General features: G+C 45.7%; 17 protein-coding genes. 13 read left to right on the forward strand and 4 right to left on the reverse strand.

Annotation, left to right across the window (positions count from 1 at the left end):
- Positions 1–3 precede the first annotated feature (3 nt).
- The 8 genes from G519_RS0130020 to G519_RS0130060 all read left to right on the forward strand — a co-directional run bounded on the left by G519_RS0130020 (position 4) and on the right by G519_RS0130060 (position 9,147).
- Positions 4–936, forward strand: coding sequence for an ABC transporter permease (locus tag G519_RS0130020; protein WP_029197816.1), 933 nt, complete (start codon positions 4–6; stop codon positions 934–936).
- A 3-nt stretch (positions 937–939) separates the two neighbouring features.
- Complete coding sequence (locus tag G519_RS0130025) at positions 940–1,857, forward strand: ABC transporter permease (protein ID WP_029197817.1); 918 nt, start codon at positions 940–942, stop codon at positions 1,855–1,857.
- Between the two features lie 5 nt (positions 1,858–1,862).
- Positions 1,863–2,909 carry an ABC transporter ATP-binding protein gene (locus G519_RS0130030; RefSeq protein WP_029197818.1) on the forward strand — a complete coding sequence of 349 codons (1,047 nt, stop codon included), beginning with the start codon at positions 1,863–1,865 and terminating at the stop codon, positions 2,907–2,909.
- A 31-nt stretch (positions 2,910–2,940) separates the two neighbouring features.
- The gene (locus G519_RS0130035) at positions 2,941–4,584 is read left to right on the forward strand and encodes a peptide ABC transporter substrate-binding protein (protein ID WP_029197819.1); all 1,644 of its coding nucleotides are present in this window, start codon (positions 2,941–2,943) and stop codon (positions 4,582–4,584) included.
- 169 nt (positions 4,585–4,753) lie between these two features.
- Positions 4,754–5,686, forward strand: a complete 933-nt coding sequence (locus G519_RS0130040; protein ID WP_029197820.1) for a S66 peptidase family protein — start codon at positions 4,754–4,756, stop codon at positions 5,684–5,686.
- A gap of 89 nt (positions 5,687–5,775) precedes the next feature.
- The gene (locus G519_RS0130045; RefSeq protein WP_029197821.1) at positions 5,776–6,879 is read left to right on the forward strand and encodes a dipeptide epimerase; all 1,104 of its coding nucleotides are present in this window, start codon (positions 5,776–5,778) and stop codon (positions 6,877–6,879) included.
- Positions 6,880–6,881: 2 nt separating this feature from the next.
- Positions 6,882–7,799, forward strand: coding sequence for a C40 family peptidase (locus G519_RS0130050; RefSeq protein ID WP_307720135.1), 918 nt, complete (start codon positions 6,882–6,884; stop codon positions 7,797–7,799).
- A gap of 640 nt (positions 7,800–8,439) precedes the next feature.
- Positions 8,440–9,147, forward strand: coding sequence for an IS6 family transposase (locus G519_RS0130060; protein ID WP_029197824.1), 708 nt, complete (start codon positions 8,440–8,442; stop codon positions 9,145–9,147).
- A gap of 87 nt (positions 9,148–9,234) precedes the next feature.
- Here G519_RS0130060 and G519_RS0130065 read toward each other — a convergent pair whose 3' ends face one another.
- Positions 9,235–10,683, reverse strand: coding sequence for an alpha-L-fucosidase (locus G519_RS0130065; RefSeq protein WP_029197825.1), 1,449 nt, complete (start codon positions 10,681–10,683; stop codon positions 9,235–9,237).
- Entirely contained in the window at positions 10,680–12,725 is a 2,046-nt protein-coding gene (locus G519_RS45240; protein WP_064743553.1) for a beta-galactosidase, read from the reverse strand. The genes G519_RS0130065 and G519_RS45240 overlap by 4 nt, the downstream gene beginning before the upstream one ends.
- 215 nt (positions 12,726–12,940) lie before the next feature.
- Between G519_RS45240 and G519_RS0130075 the strand changes: the two genes are divergently transcribed.
- The 5 genes from G519_RS0130075 to G519_RS0130095 all read left to right on the forward strand — a co-directional run bounded on the left by G519_RS0130075 (position 12,941) and on the right by G519_RS0130095 (position 19,822).
- Positions 12,941–14,590 carry an extracellular solute-binding protein gene (locus G519_RS0130075; RefSeq protein WP_036634268.1) on the forward strand — a complete coding sequence of 550 codons (1,650 nt, stop codon included), beginning with the start codon at positions 12,941–12,943 and terminating at the stop codon, positions 14,588–14,590.
- Between the two features lie 86 nt (positions 14,591–14,676).
- Complete coding sequence (locus G519_RS0130080; RefSeq protein WP_244280272.1) at positions 14,677–15,588, forward strand: ABC transporter permease; 912 nt, start codon at positions 14,677–14,679, stop codon at positions 15,586–15,588.
- A gap of 19 nt (positions 15,589–15,607) precedes the next feature.
- On the forward strand, positions 15,608–16,477 hold the full coding sequence (locus G519_RS0130085; protein WP_029197828.1) for a carbohydrate ABC transporter permease: 870 nt from the start codon (positions 15,608–15,610) through the stop codon (positions 16,475–16,477).
- A gap of 29 nt (positions 16,478–16,506) precedes the next feature.
- The gene (locus tag G519_RS0130090) at positions 16,507–18,267 is read left to right on the forward strand and encodes a sensor histidine kinase (RefSeq protein WP_029197829.1); all 1,761 of its coding nucleotides are present in this window, start codon (positions 16,507–16,509) and stop codon (positions 18,265–18,267) included.
- Entirely contained in the window at positions 18,245–19,822 is a 1,578-nt protein-coding gene (locus G519_RS0130095; protein WP_036634271.1) for a response regulator transcription factor, read from the forward strand. Before G519_RS0130090 ends, G519_RS0130095 begins: the two co-directional genes overlap by 23 nt.
- A gap of 39 nt (positions 19,823–19,861) precedes the next feature.
- Here the strand turns inward: G519_RS0130095 and G519_RS0130100 are convergent, their stop codons facing one another.
- Together G519_RS0130100 and G519_RS0130105 are read right to left on the reverse strand one after the other, a co-directional pair.
- Positions 19,862–20,689 (reverse strand): helix-turn-helix transcriptional regulator, encoded by an 828-nt coding sequence (locus tag G519_RS0130100; RefSeq protein WP_029197831.1) that lies wholly within the window; start codon positions 20,687–20,689, stop codon positions 19,862–19,864.
- Positions 20,690–20,803: 114 nt separating this feature from the next.
- On the reverse strand, positions 20,804–21,101 hold a 298-nt coding region (locus tag G519_RS0130105; RefSeq protein WP_029197832.1), incomplete at its 5' end, for a transposase.

A 21,101-nucleotide genomic window follows, 5' to 3' on the forward strand; every position in this document is an offset into this window, starting at 1 on the left:
AGCGTGACACAATATATTCTTCGCAGATTTATCTCCATGGTTGTCACACTGTGGCTAATTATTACGGTTACTTTTGCATTGATGCATGCTGTTCCGGGGTCGCCTTTCGAAAAAGAGGGCAAGAATTCGAATCCGACGGCGGTTCAGAACATGATGGAATTTTACCACTTGGACCAACCCATTACGACGCAGTACCTCCTTTACTTAAAATCGCTGCTATCCTTGGACCTCGGACCTTCCATCGGACACTTTCCCGATACTGTGAATTCCATGATCAGCCGTGGATTTCCAGTTTCGTTTAAGCTTGGCATGGTGTCCATCCTTATTTCTATCGTCACCGGTGTCGCGCTCGGAACGGTCGCCGCACTCCGGCAGAACCGCATAATCGATTACCTCGCCATGATCTTTGCGGTTATCGGCATCGCGGTACCTAACTTCATTGTTGCGACCCTGCTGATCAAATATGTTGCTGTCGAGTGGAGGCTCCTTCCGGTTGCCACTTGGGGGACCTGGAAGCATGTTGTCCTTCCCGCACTTGCCTTGTCAACAGGACCTCTTGCGATTATAGCCAGATTGACAAGAGCAAGCATGTTAGAGGTGTTGACCGCCGACTACATAGAAACGGCACGGGCCAAAGGCCTTTCACCCGCTACGATCGTCATCAAGCATGCGCTTCGTAATGCCGTACTTCCGGTCATTACCTTGCTCGGCGCATTGGTGGCCAACGTTCTAACGGGGAGTTTTGTTATTGAAAAGATTTTCGCCATTCCGGGAATGGGTAAATATTTCGTCGATGGCATTAATAATCGTGACTACTCGCTCATTATGGGTACGACCGTATTCTATAGCGCTCTATTAGTCATCATGATGTTCCTGGTGGATATCGCCTATGGAATCATTGACCCCCGCATCAAGCTGCACAGGAAGGAGGGGTAAACGATGAACGTTCCGGATTCTTTATTTGTCCCTATGTCCAAGAGCAAAGGGACGGCGGAAGCCATTGTTCGTATGCGGCTGTCGTTCTGGCAGGAAGCTTGGATCAGACTGCGTTCAAACAAATTGGCTATGGCGGGGCTGATCATCGTTGTATTGATGTCACTGTTAGCGATATTTGGGCCCATCCTCACGGACCATAGCTATTCGAAGCAGGTGCTGCTGGATGCCAATCAGAAACCATCGGGAGCACACTGGTTCGGCACGGACGAGCTTGGGCGCGACGTTTATGCCCGTATCCTATATGGAGCCCGCATCTCGCTATTTATCGGCCTTATGGCGGCTTTGATCGATTTCGTCATCGGCATTATTTATGGCGGCATCGCCGGCTACTTCGGAGGACGAATTGATAATGTCATGATGCGGTTCGTTGATCTTTTGTACGGGATCCCTTATCTGCTTGTTGTCATCCTGTTGATGGTCGTCATGGGCCCCGGCTTACTAACGATTATCGTGGCCTTAAGTGCTACAGGCTGGATCGGCATGGCACGGATTGTACGCGGACAAGTACTTAGTTTGAAATCATCGGAGTACGTGCTGGCGGCAAGAACGCTAGGCGGAGGCGCAGGTTACATTATCCGTAAACATTTGCTGCCTAATGCGATAGGTGTCATTATCGTGCAAGTGACGTTCTCGGTACCTTCCGCTATTTTCGCAGAAGCGTTCTTAAGCTTTCTTGGCCTAGGTATTCAGCCGCCTTTGGCAAGCTGGGGCGTTATGGCCAACGACGGTCTGTCGACCATTTTGTCGGGGCAGTGGTGGCGGTTGTTCTATCCCGCATTTTTCATATCGATCACGATGCTTGCCTTTAACCTGGTTGGGGATGGCTTGCAGGATGCTTTTAATCCGAAGAGGAGGAGGTAGCCGAGGTGAAAGCAACGAACTCGTCCGACGTTATTTTGGAAGTGGACAATCTTCATGTCTCGTTCACCACGCATGGTGGAGAAGTGAAGGCGGTTCGCGGAGTCAGCTTTACGTTAGGGAAGGGAGAGACGTTGGCTATCGTAGGCGAATCCGGCTGCGGCAAAAGTGTAACAGCCCGCAGCGTGACGCGTCTTCTTCCCGAGCATAGCTCGAAAATGAGCCAAGGCAGTATTCGCTATAAGGGCAGGGAACTGACCAAGCTTAGCGAAAAGCAGCTGCGAGAGCTGCGAGGCTCTGAGATTTCAATGATTTTTCAAGATGCGATGACCGCCCTGAATCCCACCATCTCCATCGGTGAGCAGATCATGGAAGGGATCATTCGTCATCAGAAAATATCGCGTGCAGAAGCACGCAAGCAAGCTACAGAAATGCTTGGGCTGGTGGGCATTTCGAATCCTGAGATGCGTTTGAAGCAATATTTGCACGAATTTAGCGGAGGCATGCGGCAGCGGATTATGATTGCAATCGCAGCGGTGTGCAAGCCTTCGGTCCTTATCGCAGATGAGCCGACTACGGCGCTGGATGTCACTATACAAGCGCAAATCATCGAGCTGTTCAAAATGCTGCAGAAGAAAACCGGTGTTTCCATCATCATCATCACCCATGACCTTGGTGTGGTTGCGAATATGGCCGACCGGGTCAATGTGATGTATGCCGGCAAGGTCGTTGAAGCAGGGACAGTGGATGAGCTGTTTCACAGTCCGCAGCATCCGTACACCAAAGGCCTGCTTGCTTCCATGCCGCGTCTGGACACAGACAAATCGCTTCCGCTTACTCCGATTGCGGGAACACCGCCGGATCTGTTCGCACCGCCCAAAGGCTGCGCTTTTGCAGCGCGCTGCAGCTATGCCATGGAAGTTTGCGGTGCGTATCAGCCGGAGCAGACTGCTGTATCAAGCAGTCATTCGGTAGCCTGTTGGCTTCAGGATCCGCGCTCTAAACTTGTGTTCCAGCCGCCGATCAAGAGAAGTAGTATGACGGCTCTAGGATAAATAAGACAAGAAACGAAGGGGAGAAATGCACATGAAAAAAGTTTCAGCATTGCTAATCAGCTCCGTATTGGTATTCGGTACGTTACTAGTCGGATGCAGCAAAGATCCAGGTTCCGGAACGCAAGAGTCTGGGGCCAAGCAGACGGAAGCAGCCAAAGAAACGAAGTCCAAAATCCTCCTTTACAACAATTTAAAAGAACCGACATCCCTCGATCCTCCGAAAGGCTTTGACCAAGTTTCTTACGACGTTGTCAACAATGCGTTTGAGGGATTGACGCGTCTTGGCAAGAACCAGGCTCCTGAGCCGGCTATGGCCAAAGAGTGGAAGGTTACTCCGGATGGGAAAAAGTATACATTTACGCTTCGTGACGGCATTAAGTGGTCCAATGGAGATGCGGTAAAAGCTGCCGACTTTGAGTATGCCTGGAAACGTCTGCTGGATCCAAAAACTGCTTCTGACGCGGCTTTCCTCGCATATCCTATTGAAGGGGCAGAAGCTTTCAACTCCGGTAAGGGGACAGCCGACGGTGTGAAAATTAAGGCTCTGGATGATAAGACACTTGAGGTTACTTTGACGCAGCCTGCTTCTTGGTTAGTTGGCATGGTTTCCAGTCCAGCTTTCTTCCCTGTACATAAGGCTACCGTGGAAGGCAATGCCAAATGGGCGGGTGAAGCGGCTACGATTGTAAGTAACGGACCGTTCAAAATTACCGAATGGAAGCACGATAGCGAGCTGAAAATGGTGAAAAACGATCAGTACTGGGGTGCCGCGAACGTAAAATTGACGGGCGTAACTTTTAAAATGATCAATGATACCAACACCGCGTACCAGCTCTTTACGACAGGCGAGCTTCATACTACCGGATCCATTCCTGCTGACATGAGCGATAAATTGTTTGCAGACAACAAAGTAAAGGTTGAAGATGCCGCAGGAACTGCGTTCTACCGCTTTAATGTGAAAATGGCGCCATTCAATAACGCCAATATCCGCAAAGCTTTTGTTGCGGCTGTAGACAGACAGAAGCTTGTTGATTTGGTATTAAAGCAAAAGCAGAAACCGGCAGACGGTTATGTATCTCCTGGACTTAAGGATCCTGCGGGCGGAGACTTCCGCAAGGTGGGCGGCAGTCTGATTAAGTTTGATGCTGCCGAGGCAAAGAATCTACTGGCAAAAGGGATGCAGGAAGCCGGATATACGACGCTGCCTGAAGTCACTTTGACTTATAACACGAACGATGTCAGTCAACGAATTGCACAAACCCTGCAAGCTATGCTCAAAGATAATTTAGGAATTGATGTGAAGCTTGCAAATAAAGAAGGTAAAGTTCTAACATCCGAACAAAAGGCTCTGCAGCTGCAACTGTCCCGTTCTTCGTTCCTTCCGGACTTTGCCGATCCGATCAACTTCTTAGACGGCTTCCAATCAACGAATCCGTTCAGCCGCACAGGGTGGGTTAACCCTACTTATGATAAATTGATCAAAGACGCGTATGTCGAGTCGGATGAGGCTAAACGATACAAAATGATGCACGATGCGGAGAAGATTTTGATGGACGAAGCTCCGATTCTGCCTCTTTACTTCTATAACTCTACGTACCTGCAAAGCGACAAATTGGAAGGCGTCGTTAGACACGCTTTCGGTTTCCTCGACTTTAAGTGGGCAGATTTAAAATAACAATAGATGACGGAGGGATGCACCTGTAAGGGGTGCTTCTCCCTTTTTTTCGTAGATAAGAAAGTATAAGTTTTATTACACTTCGCGTCATCAGTCTTGACAAACGCGCTCGTCCCTGAAGGACGACGGAGTCGTTTATCCTTGATTGCAGAATAGGAGATCTTCCATGATGGTTGAGCTTATAAAGCCTCGGCGATTAAGCCCTGGCGATACGGTGGGCATTACGGCCCCGGCAAGTTGGGTTGACACGGAGCAGGTGAAAGCGGCATCAGCCATTCTAGTGAACATGGGGCTGAAAGTTCGGCTGGGAGATACCGTATTCATGCAGCACGGTTATCTGGCAGGAACGGATGAGGCACGGGCTGGGGAGTTGAACGCCATGTTCGCCGATCCCGCTATTAAAGCTATCATCTGTGCGCGTGGCGGATATGGTACCGGGAGAATCGCAGATCTGCTGGATTATAAGCTCATTCGGGCTAATCCGAAGATTTTCTGGGGTTATAGTGATATTACCTTTCTGCATGCAGCGATTAGCCAAATTGCGGGTTTGGTTACTTTTCATGGACCCATGATGATTGATTTGGGAAAAGATGACGTGCATCCGCTTACGGTTCAAAATTATGAGACGCTTCTTCGACCGTCCGTTCTACGCTATACAGAAGAGATTTCCCCTCTGCAATCATTAGTAGACGGAGAAGCTTTAGGACCAATCGTCGGAGGGAATCTATCTTTAATTGTTAGTACGCTTGGAACGCCTTATGAGCTGGATACGAGAGGGAAACTTCTTTTTATTGAAGATATCGACGAAGAGCCCTATAGGTTGGATCGGATGTTAAATCAGCTCAAGCACGCTGGAAAATTCTCCGATGCGGCTGGAATCCTGATCTGTGATTTTAATAATTGTGTGCCGAATAAACGCAAGGTGTCGCTTACCTTAGAGGAGATTTTTAACGATCACATCGCATCCGCGGGGAAACCGACACTCTCGGGGTTTAAAATCGGGCACTGCTCTCCGAATATTGCGGTTCCAATTGGAGTAACAGCAAGAATGAGCACCTATGAGAAGTTGCTGGCATGTACGGAACCCGGTGTAGAGACATAAGCTTACAGAGCTTATGCTTTCGAAGTAGTTTTGTGGCTTAAGCCCGCTTCGCTAACATTGCTGCACAAAACTTTCAGGAGGCAACAAACATGAACATTATTCAAAGTGTTGAAGTCATGCGGCAATCAACTCCGCTCAAAAAGCCGTTTAAAACAGCACTGCGTACAGTGTATAGAACGGAATCTATTATTGTTCGGATTCAGACGAACGACGGCAGAATCGGTTGGGGGGAGGCTCCCGCGACCATCGTCATCACAGGCGACAGCTTGGATAGTATCCATTCGGCTATCGTACATACATTCAGTCCCTTATTGATTGGTAAAAACCTGCTGGCCTATGAACGAATCTTGCAGGAGATTCATCAATCGATGATCGGCAGCAGCAGTGCTAAAGCGGCAGTGGATATGGCCGTGTACGATCTTGTTTCACAGTACTGCGGTTTGCCTTTGTACCAATTCCTTGGCGGATATAAGGATCAGATAGAAACGGACTTCACGGTCAGTGTCAATTCGCCTAAGGAAATGGGAGAAGACGCAATTCGTTATGTGCAAGAAGGCTTCAATGTACTGAAGATTAAGGTTGGCAAGGACAACCTCCAAGAGGATATCGAAAGAATAAAGGAGATCCGCAGCTGTATTGGCAGCAGCGTGAAAATTCGCGTAGATGCAAATCAAGGGTGGCAGGTGAAGGACGCGATCCGCACCATCCGCCGTATGGAAGACTTAGGACTTGATATTGAACTTGTTGAGCAGCCAGTGAAAGCCTGCGACATCGAGGGGTTGAAAATGGTTACAGATAACGTGGAAACACCCATCATGGCAGATGAGAGCGTGTTCTCACCCATTCAAGCCTTTGAGGTACTCAAAAACCGCGCTGCCGACCTGATTAATATCAAATTGATGAAATCCGGCGGCATTTACAAAGCACAAATCATTAATCATATTGCGGAAGAATTCGGTGTTGAGTGCATGGTGGGCAGCATGATCGAATCCCGTGTGGCCGTAACAGCTGCAGCCCATCTTGCTGCCAGTAAGAAAAATATTACCCGTTGCGATTTCGATGCGCCATTAATGATGCTTCATGATATAGTGGTTGGCGGTGTGCAGTATGACGGAAGGGTAATGACCTTCCCCAAAGCTGCGGGGCTTGGTATTCTAGACGTCGTCCACAGCCAAAGTGCAGTGGGATCATGAGCATGCTGAAACGAAAGATGGTCGCTGTTTCTGTTGCAACGGTGTGGACGAAGCCGGAATCTCCACGACCTATGGATGAGCTTGCATTGAAGGAGCCGGCCAGAATAAGAGAATGGCTGGAAAGCATGACGCTTCAAGATAAGCTGGATTTATGTCTGGAGAACCGGGTGCAAACCCAAGTTCTTTATGGTTCCTCCGTATTTGTCTCGGAAGAACGTGAAGGTTGGAGTAAGGTGCTTATACCACAGCAGGGAACACGCAAGGATGCCTTAGGCTATCCTGGCTGGGTACCAAGCTACCAGCTAGTTGACGAGGCGGAAGCCCCTGTCGGAACGAAGAGAGCAGAAGTGCTCTCTGATCAAGCATGGTTGTATAGGAATCCGTCAGAGCCGTTGATGGAGTTGAGCTATTTGACCTCTCTTCCAGTGCTGGAGATAATGGAAGAATGGGTGAAAGTGCAAACTCCGGAGGGGATCAGGTATTTAAAAGCGGATGATATTCGCTTGATCGATGGTCCCCTAGCTCCGAGAGATGGAGAAGGTCACATCGGACGGGGGATCGTGGAGCAGGGGAAGAGGTTTCTCAATTTGCCCTATTTATGGGGAGGCATGTCCTCATTCGGCTATGATTGCTCCGGTTTTGCTTATGCGATGCACAAATATGTTGGGATATTAATTCCAAGAGATGCTTCGGATCAAGCCAAGCAGGGAACTCTCATTGACAAAGACCAGCTGGAACCGGGGGATTTGCTCTTTTTCGCTCACGAAGAAGGAAAGGGAGTCATTCACCATGTAGGGATTTATGCCGGAGACAATCAGATGATCCATTCCCCTGAAACCATAAAATGTATTGAAATTGTTGACTTGCGTACATTTAATCTGGCCAAAGAGCATTGTGCATCTAGAAGGTATTGGAAGTAAGGAAGATGATCCTACGAAAAGCGCCTAAAGCGCAATAATAAAAGCGGCAGTCTGGGACTTTAATTTATCGTCCAAGGTTGCCGCTTTTAATTATGGAAGTTGGGTCTAACGTTTCCCAGGACACTTACGTTGCTTTGAGTACGATAGGCTTGATCAAAGGATCCAACATCCTTTTTGAATTTATGTTCGACGGGCGAAAAATGTTGTATTGCAACTTTGGTGAAGAGAAGACTGCCGTACGATGGGGAGCGTCAGCTTTTGGACAAGGAGCATAAGATGTCCTATTTCCATTGGACTGCCTATCCAGCCTGCATACCCTTTAAGTGCAGATCTGGTCCATTTCCCGTTGTACCAAACATCCCATGAGCCTTCAGCCATTTTGGCGCTGATCGGTGAGCGGGCAAGGATGAAGTAGTTGAGTATGTTGCCATAACCGTAAACTATACGCCGGCAACGGATAGCCATCACAAAGCAAATCTTCAACGGCAAGCTCTGTGCAAACATTTATAAGCGGAATAGTAAGTCTGCCCGGCACTAGGAGCAGCTGTAGAATAAGCTGGAGCCCGTTACCGGGTTATGGTGCAAACCTCTAATTCATGATAACGTATTTGAATGAAGTCATGGGATGGAGCGAGTTACTATGGAAACCAAATTGAATTTATTTAAATGGAAGCAGTATGAATCAGCAATCATTTTACTAACAGTGAGATGGTATTTAAAATATAGTTTAAGCTATCGAGATATCGTGGAAATAATGAGCGAGCGGGGATTAGAGATTTCCCATACGACGATCATGAGATGGGTCCATGAATTTGGGCCCGAAATAGACAAACGAATCCGCCCCTATTTGAAACCCACAAATGATTCGTACAGAACGGACGAAACGTACATCAAAGTCAAAGGTCAATGGAAGTATTTATATAGAGCAGTTGATTCTATGGGGAATACAATTGATTTTATGCTATCTGAAAATCGAGATATGCCGGCAGCTAAGCGTTTCTTTATAAAAGCATTGGCCTCAGCACATAATCAATTACCACGTGTGATTACTTTGGACAAAAACCCGGCATATCCACCAGCCATACAAGAATTAATAAATGAAAAAGCCCTGCCAAAAGAAACATTGGTTAGACAAACTAAGTATCTAAACAATATTGTTGAACAAGATCATCGATTCATAAAGAAAATCACAAAACCGATGCTTGGTTTCAAATCGTTTCACACTGCAGAACAGACGTTGAAGGGAATCGAGGCTATGCATATGATAAGTAAAGGACAGGCGAAAAATAATTCGTCTGTTCTATCTGCTGTTGAATGGCTCAATAAAATATTTGGTATTGTGGCATAGATTAATTTACAATTTGTTGGGTATTTACTGTCCTTTTTAATTCTTGCACCACAACCCTTTTTTGTCCCCGTGTGATGAAATTGACTTTTATTCAGTTACGAGTTTCGCAAAGTTCCGCTCGCTTAAGTAAACTTCGAAAGCAGAAAGGGTGGGACACCATCTTGATTCTTCAATAGTCAGGCGAACATATCTTGCTGTTACTTCTGGGAACTGACAGATGCGTTTGTAGCCAACAACCGTGCATTCACAGAGAAATTTCCATTTTCCTTGATGTAGATAATCAATGCGAAGTTTTTCTATCCGTTGACCGGATTGTATATGTTCCTTGAGTACGATAGTGTCAAACATCCGCTCAAGATTCAGATCGATTTCAATTACCGCATGTTCCATACCTTCTCTTTGACACCAATAAGTATTTTTATTTCCGTCAAATATCCGATTGACATCGTGGTTCTCGTTCATCGTTTCTGTCGCCGTCGCATGAGCGCCTGATGCGAGATTGTGCCGGAAAGTGGACGTGAGAATTCGTCCGAGCTCAGCCATTCGCATGGCATCATTCTCATGTATGAGTCCTCGCCTATCCGGGGGAAGGTTTAGTAGAAACGTCGAATTTCCGCCTACAGATTTATAATAGATATTCAAGAGATCTTCTACGCTTCTGACCTTGTCATCCTCAGCGGCATGATAAAACCAACCAGGTCGAATTGAGGTGTTCACCTCAGCAGGATACCATATTAGTTTATCTTTACCACGAATAGCTTCTCTACTACCCAAATTCTCTTCGCGAGAGTTAATTCGTCTTGAAAACTCACCATCATCAACATGCTGAGACTCTTCCTGGATCTTTTCGCAATCCTGAAGCTCTTCCGGAACGACGCTCCACTCGGATTCGCGTGTATGGCCGGCCTCATTGCCGCACCAACGAACATCCGGACCGCATACGGAAATCATCGCATTGGGCTGTAATTCACGAATCACTTGGTAATATCCATCCCAATCATAGACTTGTTTTAAACCATTGGGCCCTTCTCCGCAGGCACCATCAAACCAAACGCAAAAGATGTCCCCATAATGGGTTAACAACTCACGCAATTGATTTTTGAAATAGTCATTGTATAAGGAGGAGCCATATCGTTGGTCATGACGATCCCATGGGGATAAATAAACCCCGAATCGAATCCCACCTTCGCGACATGCATCCGATACTGCCTTCACGATGTCGCCATTCCCGCCTTGCCAGGGGCTGTTTTTAACCGAATATTCCGTGTAGGCGCTAGGCCAGAGGCAGAATCCATCATGGTGCTTGCAAGTTAAAATAAGGCCGTTCATTCCCGCTGATTTGCAGACTTCCACCCACTGCTGGGCGTTATACGTTGTGGGATTAAAAAGAGCAGGATCCTCGTCGCCAAGCCCCCATTCTTTGTCCGTAAATGTGTTGATACCGAAATGAATGAATGAATAGAACTCTAACTCTTGCCATGCCAGCTGTCGTACTGACGGCACAATTTGTGCCGCATTTTTGATAAATGTATTCATCGGTGTTGATCTCCTTTGTTTATATTCGGGTACATCAGAAGTTCTACGTCATAAGCGTCTAATGTAAGCGAGTTATCGAAAAGTTTACCGGATAGAAATCCGGATGCCGGCATGTCCAGTTTCATGGTTTGCTCTGTACCGGTTGTGTTCACATAGATAACTGTGCCGTCTTCCAGTTTGCGTGCAACAACTCCTGGGGGAGTAGCCGGCCCCGTCTCAATACCTAGCGTTGGAAAAAGTATTTCCAGAAGTGGTTTAAGAAAAGTCGTATTCGCGGGTATGGCGACATAAATGGCTTCTCCTTGTCCATAACGATTCCGTGTTACAGCCGGCGTTTTATCCAATGTGTTGGTGAATTTCGCTAATAACTCGGCAGTATGAGCTTCAATTATTTCGTAGTAGTCGATATCAGGCTGAACCTCACGCCCTCCAATTGATATGATTGGTTTTTCCCGTTCCAGGTTAAGTTCTGTCTTCTCCAGACCGCCAGCATTCTCTATTGGCGTATGACTTCTAGTTCTCATGAATGATCCACAGCGAATTCCGAATACGTCGCTGAGTTCTCCCGGCTGAGGTGTATCGAAGACACGATTGTTTTCATTTACTTTTGCAGAATACGCAGTCATTACAACGGTGCCTCCGTCTTCAACGTAGGAGCGAATCGTTTCGGCCGATGCTTTATCCATGACAGCATGTCCCGGCACAATCAAAATTTTGTACTCCTTTTTAAGAAGGCGCAAATTCACAATATTGCAGTCAACATTTGCAAGCATGAGGGTCTCATATGCTTGCAATACTTGCTCGGTATACTCCGTCTTGTAAAAGCTTCGGTTGCCGGCCATGACCTTCATGCTTTGAAATGAATAGGCGATGGCAATCTCAGGCTTGGTCCTTCTAGGGAAACCGAGTTCCTTCAGCAGTTTGAATTCCTCTGCGATTTGTTTGAACTCCTTATATTTCCACCCTGGAATGCCATCATGATCAACCAAGCCGAATACGTACTGCTCCTCGCCACCTAACATTGAACGCCAAGTCCATGCACAGACTGCTTGCGACCTATAAGCAAGGGAAAGGTAAGCGTACATTCTCATTGCTTTACGCGGTGAGCCGTAGCCCCCGAAGTCGCCAGTTTGGAATTCGAGACACCAAATCGGTTGATCTAGTTCTCCTATGCGATGGTCCATAAAGAAACATGCGGCAACCAAGGCTTTCCTATCTTCGGGATTGGTGCCAGGATAAAAACCGATTCCGGGCAAATCGATTATGTCTTGATATTGCTTTAAATAATCGAATCCGTATCCTGGATTTTCAGACCAATGGTTCGTAGATTCTCGGACAAATGGTGCCAACTGTTTGACAATCTGGCTTAAACCATGCATATATACCAAGATTTCATCCGAATAAAAGCACCACATGTCCAGCATCCGTTCCGGAGCACCATTAACTTGACCCGAAATTGGAAGAACGACATCGTGAAAGCTATTCAACTTGCGGGACCAGCGCTGAGTCATCCATGCTTTGTTTAGATTGTCAACCGTTTCATACTTTTTTGATAGCCAACCTTTAAAGCGGTCTCTGGCAGCACTGGAATAGGAAGGCGAACCCGAGCCAAGCTCGTTGCACAATCCAAAGGCATATAGTGCAGGATGGTTTCGATATCGGGAAACCAGTCTTTCGGCGAACCTGTAGGCAAATTCTTGGAAGAGCGGATGACCGACGTCCTCCATATAACGGGTTTGTGCTTCCAATCGAAGGCCGTTGGAATCTACAAGGTCAATCTCGGGATACTTTTTGTGCAGCCATGTCGGAGCGGGGCGAGTTGCGATATCGAGAACGACCTGTATACCTACCTCATGAAAAAAATCCATGACCTCATCGAACCACTCGAAAGTAAAATCACCTTCGGATGGTTCAAAGCTATCCCAACACAGATGCCCGAGCCGGACGATATTGAATGATGCCTTCCGCATCAAGTCAATATCGTGTCTCCATCTCTCTCGAGTCCAATCGTGCGGATGGTAATTCGTCCCTGCAAATAACAAGATGATCACCCCATATATAATAATATTCGTATACAGAAGATATCATAAATGTTGTATAGTAAATAAGGAATATAAGATTTGACTGATTTTATATAAAAAAATGAAAGTAATTTATAATGACTAAAATATTTACATAAATCTCGTTTTTTTGATATTTATGCTTTCATATTGTGGGAGATATACTAAACATGAATAGAACATGAGGAGGTCACTGAATGAAGAAAATGTTCACGAAACAAGCTTCGATAGCGCTTGCAATCGGAGTCACGATGTTGTCTGCTGCCGGCTGTAGTCCTAATTCCAATCCAGAGCAAAATGCACAAGCGCAAGCAGGTAAACCAGGGAATCAACAAGAGGCTACGATTTCATTAGGGCGTGTTGTTGGCCCCGATACCAAATTCAAGAATGGAGAGACCATCGAAAATAATGTTCACACCAAGTGGGCCAAGGAGAAATTTGGTATTAACTTTAAGGTGGATTGGACAGTAGGAACCGGAGATGCATACACAACTAAGCTCCGTCTTTTGCTTAATTCAAACGACAAGCTGCCTGATGTTCTCGCTTTGAATGATCCGACACTTGAGAACCAGCTTGTCGATTCTGGCAAAGTCATGGATATTACTGAGGCATTTAACAATTACGCTTCACCGCGGATTAAAGAACTGTACGCCAAATATCCTCAAGCATGGACAACGGTAGCTCACGATGGCAAGCATTATGGCCTGCCTACTTACAATGCCGACAGTTCCTTTAGCGTTCTATGGATTCGTCAGGATTGGCTGGATAAATTAGGACTGCAGGCGCCGAAGACAATTGATGATATGGAAACCGTCATGGATGCGTTCGTCAATCGCGATCCCGACGGTAACGGAGTAAAGGATACTATTGGATTGTCGCTTTCTCTTAAAAAAGGCGTTACAGCTGTGAAGGATACCTTCATGGTGTCAAGTGATTTCTTATTCGGACAAGCAGCAATTCCGACTTACTGGACTAAGGGAGCCGACGGAAAGCTTCAGTATGGATCTGTACAACCCACAGTGAAGGCAGGGCTGACCAAACTTAGCGAATGGATGAAGAAAGGTTATCTGGATAAGGATGCAGGGACCATGGATGAAGCCAAGGCAGCGGAAAACTTTGTCCAAGGCAAATCCGGCATGGTATTCGGACCGACCTGGATGGCTTCTTGGCCGTTCAATAAAGATATGAAGTTTGATTATAAACCGGTGCCGATACCTGCAGGAATTGACGGAAAGATGGGATTCGGCAGTGAACCGCAATCTTCAGTCAGATTTTATTTCAACAAGGATTTCAAATATATGGAGGCATTCTTCAAATATTTGGACGCTATTATGGGGCCTGGCTTCTACGATCCGTCATCGGAATTCGCCAACGGTTGGGCGGAAGGATACGATTATGTCATGGTGGACGGAAAACCGGTCTATGATCAGGATAAAATTCCGGGCGGATGGATTGACGTGAAAAAGTACTCGATATACGGCAACGATATACAAACGCCGAATAAAGAGTTAGAGGTTATGGCTAAACTCGGTCAGGGTAATAAGCCTGAAACCCCGTACGAAATGTATTTCTCTTCCAGGCCGAAGAAATGGGCGGAAGCTGCTTCAGTATTGCAAACTTACATTGAAAAGGCTTCTGTTTTCGATCTGTTTACCGGCCCTCCAACAGCGACTATGGCTCAAAAAGGTGAATTGCTTCGCAAAATGGAAAACGAAACTTTCCTGAAAATTATTTACGGGCAGGAATCGCCGGATGCGTTTAACAGCTTTGTGGATAAGTGGAAATCGTCCGGAGGCAACGATATTACCAAAGAAGTAAACGAGTGGTATCAAGCGGTCAACAAATAGAAGGTTCGCCTTCGATAGGCCTTACGAACAATATTGAAGTAAGGCCTGTCGTATTATTCAAATTGAGAAAAAGAGGGGGTATCTGGATGATGGAAGGAAAGAAGAGCAGAATGAAGGTTTTTCGTGAGCTACCTCTTCATATGCTCATACTGCCATCTGTAATTGCGTTGCTCGTTTTTAATTACACGCCAATGTTGGGGCTTCTGATGGCTTTCCAGGACTTTAAGCCTCGTCTTGGCTTCCTGCATTCACCATGGGTTGGTTTCAAACATTTTCAGTATATGTTTACCTATCCTGATAGTATACAAGTGATTTGGAACACCTTGCTTATTGCATCGTTCAAAATTGCAGCCAATTCTTTAGTCCCGGTCGTCTTCGCCCTGCTTCTTAATGAAGTTCGCACACTGATTTTCAAGAAATTTGTACAGACGCTCGTTTATCTTCCCCACTTCCTGTCTTGGGTTATTCTGGGCGGAATATTGACAGACATATTGGGTAATAAAGGCATTGTAAATCATTTATTGTCCGGTTTGGGAGCCGAACCTGTCTTTTTTCTCGGAAACAGCACTTGGTTTCGGATAACGGTTGTAATCAGCGATGTCTGGAAGGAATTCGGCTTTTCAACGATTATCTATCTCGCAGCCATGAGCGGGATTAATATGTCATTGTACGAAGCAGCTGAAATGGACGGAGCAGGTCGCTTAAAGCAAACGTTCCATGTCACCTTGCCGGCGCTTGTACCCGTTATTCTTGTTGTCGGTACGTTAGCGCTCGGCAACATCCTTAATGCCGGATTCGACCAAATCTTCAATCTTTACAATCCACTCGTGTATCGTGAAGGAGATATTATCGATACCTTTGTTTACAGGGTAGGTCTCTTGGACGGCTCGTTCAGTTTCGCAACAGCCGTCGGTCTGTTCAAATCCGCAGTCAGTTTCATCCTGATCGTAGCGGCTTACCGACTTGCCTACCGGTTTGGCAATTATCGCATTTTTTGAGTAAAGGCAGGCTGATCCTATGTATCGAAACACAATGACTTATCGATGGTTTACAGCATTCAATGCAATGCTGCTGGCAGTTATAGCTCTTCTATGCATTCTTCCGCTTGTCCACGTTGCGGCAGTATCCTTCAGCTCAAACTCGGCTGCAACGGCCAACCAAGTTTTTTTCTGGCCGGTCGGATTTACGGCAGAAGCATACTTAAGGACTCTCTCGAATCCGTTGTTTTTACGGTCGCTCGTCGTATCAACGGAAAGAACGATCGCCGGAGCGTTGCTGTCTATGGCATTGACCGTTACAGCTGCATATGTTTTATCACGTTCATTTCATGGCAGAGGGTTTTACTCCTGGTTTTTTGTATTTACGATGCTGTTTAACGGCGGTCTGATTCCGACTTATCTAGTGGTAACGAGACTTCAATTGACAAATACGCTTTGGGCTCTGATACTTCCTTCTGCTGTTAGCGTGTTTAACACGATCCTCATGATGCAATTTTTTCGAGCAATTCCGAAAGAGCTTGAGGAAGCTGCTTATATGGACGGAGCGGGTCATATGAGGTCTTTAACCGCGATTTATCTTCCTTTATCGCTTCCTTCATTAGCTACCTTATCGTTGTTTACGATGGTGTGGCACTGGAATTCATGGTTTGACGGATTGATTTATATGAATAATTACCGGCAATACCCTCTTGCTACCTTTCTTCAGACGATTATTCAAAGTGGCGACATGCGGAATACGAACATAAATCCCGACCAACTGAAGATCCTGTCGGAAAGAACTGTGCGATCTTCTCAAATATTGATTGGAGCGCTTCCAATTCTGATCGTCTATCCGTTCCTGCAAAAGTTTTTCGTTCAGGGCTTGACGATGGGAGCAGTTAAAGAATAAAATAGGCAAAAACTCGGGAGTCGAAGCTGATGAGTAACAAGGAACGCAGTCTCTTTTCGAAACTAGTCGGCTCGCTCATTGTATTTTTGCTGCCTATATTACTTCTATCGATGTATTCCAACAGAGTTAATGAGAAAATAATTACTGGACAAATTAAACAGTCAAGTATTAGCCGGTTAGCTACCTTGGCCACGCAAATGGACAATAATATTCTGCAGATGGAAACGTTCTCTCGCATCTTGATCCGTGATCCGAACGTTATTGAATTTCAAGATTTGTCTTTGCTGAATTCCAACTATTACGATCAAATCAAAATAAAAAAAATCATTCAGGAAAAGCTGTATTTGCAAAGTGCCTCGACTGAATGGATCAATGATATTACTGTTTATTCGCCGCAAACAGGACAAAACATATCAACAATTCAAAAAGCAGTGTTTGATCCGGAGCGTCTTCAGAAGTTAAGCAAGGAAAACTGGAATTTTATTTCGTATGATGGAAAGACAGACGAGCAGGCAAAGTTTATCCACCTAACCGTCGAACCGTACGAATCGGGCGGTGGTATCAGCAAAGCCAATTCAATCGTCGAAATCAGCTTTGACATGCGCAGTGTAGTCCGTATGCTGGATCGATTTAAGTCTCTAGGAAGCGGAGAGGCATTATTTTATAAGCCAACCGGCATATCTTTATCCACAAGCTCTTGCCCTCCTGCCCTTCTTAGAAATGCTGTGTCCGCATTGAAGCGAACACAACTGGCAGATCAAGGGGATATTACTTTGGATGTGAACGGAATCTCCTATCTTATTACGTATTCCGGTGTACGGGAGCTCGATGGGTATGTTGTCAACATTGTTCCGTTATACGAAATTCTGACCCCTATACGCATCACCAATCAGTTCTCCTATCTTGTCATCGGGCTGCTGCTCATCGTTAGCATTGCAGTATCTTGGTTGCTGTACCGGAATGTTCAGGTGCCCCTGCGCTCCCTTGTGAAAGGAGTGCAGCAGATCAAAATGGGACAGTATAGAACAAGAATTCCATTGCAGGTAAAGAACGAATTCCGGCTCATAATTTCTAGATTCAATGAAATGGCCGATCAAATTCAGCAGCTCATTGAGAATGTGTTGGAGCAGAAGCTTTACGCGAGGGAAGCCGAACTGAAACAACTGCAGTCGCAAATCAATCCTCATTTTTTGTACAACAGTCTTTCGTATATCATCAGTATGACCAAACTAAGTAGGAAAGATGCGGTTCTTCAAATGGCTTATCACCTGTCCGATTATTATCGTTATACGACCCGGGTAGAGTATCAATTAGTTAAGCTTGAGGGTGAGTTGAAGAATGCCGCCGATTACTTGAGTATTCACCGGATGCGGATGAACCGTATTCATTACACGATTGATGTGAAGAGCGACATGATGGACATCAAGGTACCCAGATTGATTCTCCAGCCCATTGTCGAGAATGCTTTAATCCATGGGGTTGAAGCATCGGAAGGAGGGGGAATTGTAACGATCACTGGTATAAGTAACGGCAACGAATATTCGCTGATCGTAGACGACAATGGCGGTTCCATGTCATTCGAACGGCTTCATGAACTGCAGAAGCTATTGGCAAGCCGGCAGGCCGAAAGGTCGGAAAGCTGCGGTCTTCTGAATGTGAACCGGCGACTTCAACTCCGATATGGAGCAGATTCTGGCTTAAGCCTTTCAATTAACGACGCATTGGGGCTGCGAGTGGAGTTGCATTGGAGAGAGGAGGGGGTGGACGATGAAGCTGTTGATCGTGGATGATGAGGAGCACTTGGTTGAAAGCATGATCGTGGGCATTGCTTGGAAAGAGGCCGGCGTAACTGCCGTTCTCTCCGCGTACTCCGGCAAACAAGCGCTTGACGTTATGGATAAGGAGGCTGCAGACATTGTATTAACGGATGTTCGCATGCCTGGTATGAATGGCATCGAACTGATAAAAGTGATCAAGAGCAAATGGCCCCAGACAGAATACATCCTACTTACCGGCCATGCGGAATTTGAATATGCGAAGGAAGGGCTGAACCAAAAGGTTACACATTATTTGCTTAAACCTGTGAAGGATGCGGAGCTGCTCTCTGCCGTTAAAGAAGTGGCTGACGCTTTGCTTGCAGAGCGGGAGCAGATTATGGCATATGTACAATCGCAAGCCATGGTTTATCGTAATTTGCCTATATTGCGTTCCAATTTATTGAACAATCTGATACAGGGCCGGATAAGGCAAGAACGAAAATTGGCCGAACAAATGCTCTTGTACGATATTCCAATCGTTGTCGGCGATACTATTTCATTTGTTCTTATTCGTCTAGAGGATCATCAGAAACGGTACGTTCCGTCGGATATGTCGATTTTGGGCTTTGCAGTTACGAACATCGTAGAGGAATTACTGGCCGACGGCTACAAGAGCTGGAGTTGCGAGGACTTATACGGCAATATTTTGTTCATTGTGAAACGCAGCGTAGAGAATTTGAACGGTCATCATTTGGAACAAATTGCGGACGACATGAGGCGAATTGTTAATCAATTGCTTCATTTAACCATTTCGGTTATTCTTTCTCCTTCGGGATCGTTTCCTGATTACGTGGAAGATCTTTATCAACGTTGTATTGCTACGGTTCGTTCGCAAATCGGATACGACAGCGACTTCGTTGTCCGAATTGGTGGGGATAACTCGAAACCAGCATCCCATGTTGTCGCCTCTTTATATTCCCCTCCTTTATTTGCGCATTTGCTTGAGGCGGGAAACTGGCGGGCAGCAAAAGAGAAGCTGGAAGATGTATTCAGTGAATGGAGAACAAAATTTAGCGGATCGAACGAACATCTATTCGAGATTTATTACTCGCTTAAGTCTGCTTTCACATACTTTGTGCATAAGAGCGGCAGGTGGCTTGCAGATTACGGCTTGCATGCAAAGGCAGATATGAAGAGCGATAGGGAACTTGAGTATTGGGCAACAAGCATGCTGGACAGGCTGCAGGATGAGATGAACGCGGATCTGTTCGAATCCCGCCATTCTGTTGTGACTCTTATTAAGCAATTTGTACAAGAGCATCTATCGGAAGACGTTTCACTCCAGACCATCGCCGATTATGTCCATTTACATCCAACCCATGTATCCAAAGTATTCAAAAGAGAAACAGCGGAGAACATCTCTGACTACTTGCTGAGGTTGCGAATGGAAAAAGCTGTGTTTTTGTTAAAGGACACTAGGTATAAAATATATGAAGTAGCCAGCCTTTTAGGATATAAAAATGCCACCTATTTTATCAAGGTTTTTAAGGATCATTTAGGAGTCACACCACAAGAATTTAGAGAGTGAATATTTGCTAAAGGTCCGGCTAGCGTCAATTCGTCGTCATTAATACAGATTACGATACTGTTCAGGAGTAATTCCTTCCAGCTTGCGGAACGTTGATACGAAATGACTCGAATCCAGAAAACCAACCTGGGAGGCGACGACCTTCACGGTGAGGTTTTCTTTATTTATCAGCAACTCTTTCGCTTTTTGAATGCGCAAATGGATCAAAAACTGATATGGGCTCATACCAGTTGCAGCACGGAACAAATAGTTCAAATGTTGGGGGCTGACGTGCAAATGATCAGCCATTTGACTTAATCCAATTGCCGCATCGTTATAGACGTTCTCCAGAAACCGCATCAAAGGGAAAAGTTTCTCATGATAGTTGGAAAGGGAATGCTTGTTGTCGGCATGACCGAATTTTTTAATATCCGTTAGAAATCGGTACAGCGTTGCAGAAGTGTCCAGACCGGTGAACACGAGCTTGTGATTGGCTAGCTTGCGTATCCTTTTATGAATAGTCGCTAATGGAGATGAATGATCCCAATTGATGACTGTCGACTCTGCCAAATCGAGGGCGCTTATGATCACGTGAGCCTGCGACCCGCCGAACGTGATGTACCATGTTGACCATGGGTGTGTCAAAGGCATATAGAAATGAGGGGCGTGCGGCTTAAGAAGAATGCCTTCGTTGGCCGATAAAGTAATCTTCTTCCCAGAGATTTGTAATTCTCCTGCTCCGGCTGTCGTTTGCAGCCAATGATAACAATGATAGCCGTCGGGTCGATTGAACTCACTTTCGGATAAGTTAAATCCGAAAGTTTCAATGTAAAGCGGCAGTTTCCTGTCCAAAGTGGTGAGCATCATCTGTTTTCTGTAATGATTCATGAGTTTCTACTTTCATTATTTTATATGATATGAGAATTATATCATAATTCCTCTTTATATTAAGCGATTATCATAAATATTTGAGGCTCAACCTCAAAATCAGTGCTTGAATATTTAGCTTGAAAGTCGATGACGATTACATTCAACTAAAATGCCCGCTTTGTATCGATCTGGGTTACGCAAGAAATAATGACGTCGTTGAAATGCTTTAATACGGTTATGACGACCTTCTACAGTAGCATTTGTCCAACGGCAATGGTGGTAATTGAGGATTTCATCCTGCCAGTTACGCATCGTTTTCAGCGCACTTTTGACAGCTGTGTGAGCGATTTGTTCACCCTGCTCAAGCCAACGATTAAAACCATGCGTTGCGACTTCGACATTCGGAGAATAATCATACCAAGCGGTAAAG

It is taken from the genome of Paenibacillus alginolyticus DSM 5050 = NBRC 15375 (genome assembly GCF_000422905.1).
GTDB classification, from domain to species: domain Bacteria; phylum Bacillota; class Bacilli; order Paenibacillales; family NBRC-103111; genus Paenibacillus_E; species Paenibacillus_E alginolyticus.

Bases quoted from the DNA above. Each gene is read 5' to 3' on its own strand.
- G519_RS0130025 (WP_029197817.1), top strand. From the start codon at position 940: ATGAACGTTCCGGATTCTTTATTTGTCCCTATGTCCAAGAGCAAAGGG.
- G519_RS0130035 (WP_029197819.1), top strand. From the start codon at position 2,941: ATGAAAAAAGTTTCAGCATTGCTAATCAGCTCCGTATTGGTATTCGGT.
- G519_RS0130040 (WP_029197820.1), top strand. From the start codon at position 4,754: ATGGTTGAGCTTATAAAGCCTCGGCGATTAAGCCCTGGCGATACGGTG.
- G519_RS0130045 (WP_029197821.1), top strand. From the start codon at position 5,776: ATGAACATTATTCAAAGTGTTGAAGTCATGCGGCAATCAACTCCGCTC.
- G519_RS0130050 (WP_307720135.1), top strand. From the start codon at position 6,882: ATGCTGAAACGAAAGATGGTCGCTGTTTCTGTTGCAACGGTGTGGACG.
- G519_RS0130060 (WP_029197824.1), top strand. From the start codon at position 8,440: ATGGAAACCAAATTGAATTTATTTAAATGGAAGCAGTATGAATCAGCA.
- G519_RS0130065 (WP_029197825.1), bottom strand. From the start codon at position 10,683: ATGAATACATTTATCAAAAATGCGGCACAAATTGTGCCGTCAGTACGA.
- G519_RS0130075 (WP_036634268.1), top strand. From the start codon at position 12,941: ATGAAGAAAATGTTCACGAAACAAGCTTCGATAGCGCTTGCAATCGGA.
- G519_RS0130080 (WP_244280272.1), top strand. From the start codon at position 14,677: ATGATGGAAGGAAAGAAGAGCAGAATGAAGGTTTTTCGTGAGCTACCT.
- G519_RS0130085 (WP_029197828.1), top strand. From the start codon at position 15,608: ATGTATCGAAACACAATGACTTATCGATGGTTTACAGCATTCAATGCA.
- G519_RS0130090 (WP_029197829.1), top strand. From the start codon at position 16,507: ATGAGTAACAAGGAACGCAGTCTCTTTTCGAAACTAGTCGGCTCGCTC.
- G519_RS0130095 (WP_036634271.1), top strand. From the start codon at position 18,245: ATGAAGCTGTTGATCGTGGATGATGAGGAGCACTTGGTTGAAAGCATG.
- G519_RS0130100 (WP_029197831.1), bottom strand. From the start codon at position 20,689: ATGAATCATTACAGAAAACAGATGATGCTCACCACTTTGGACAGGAAA.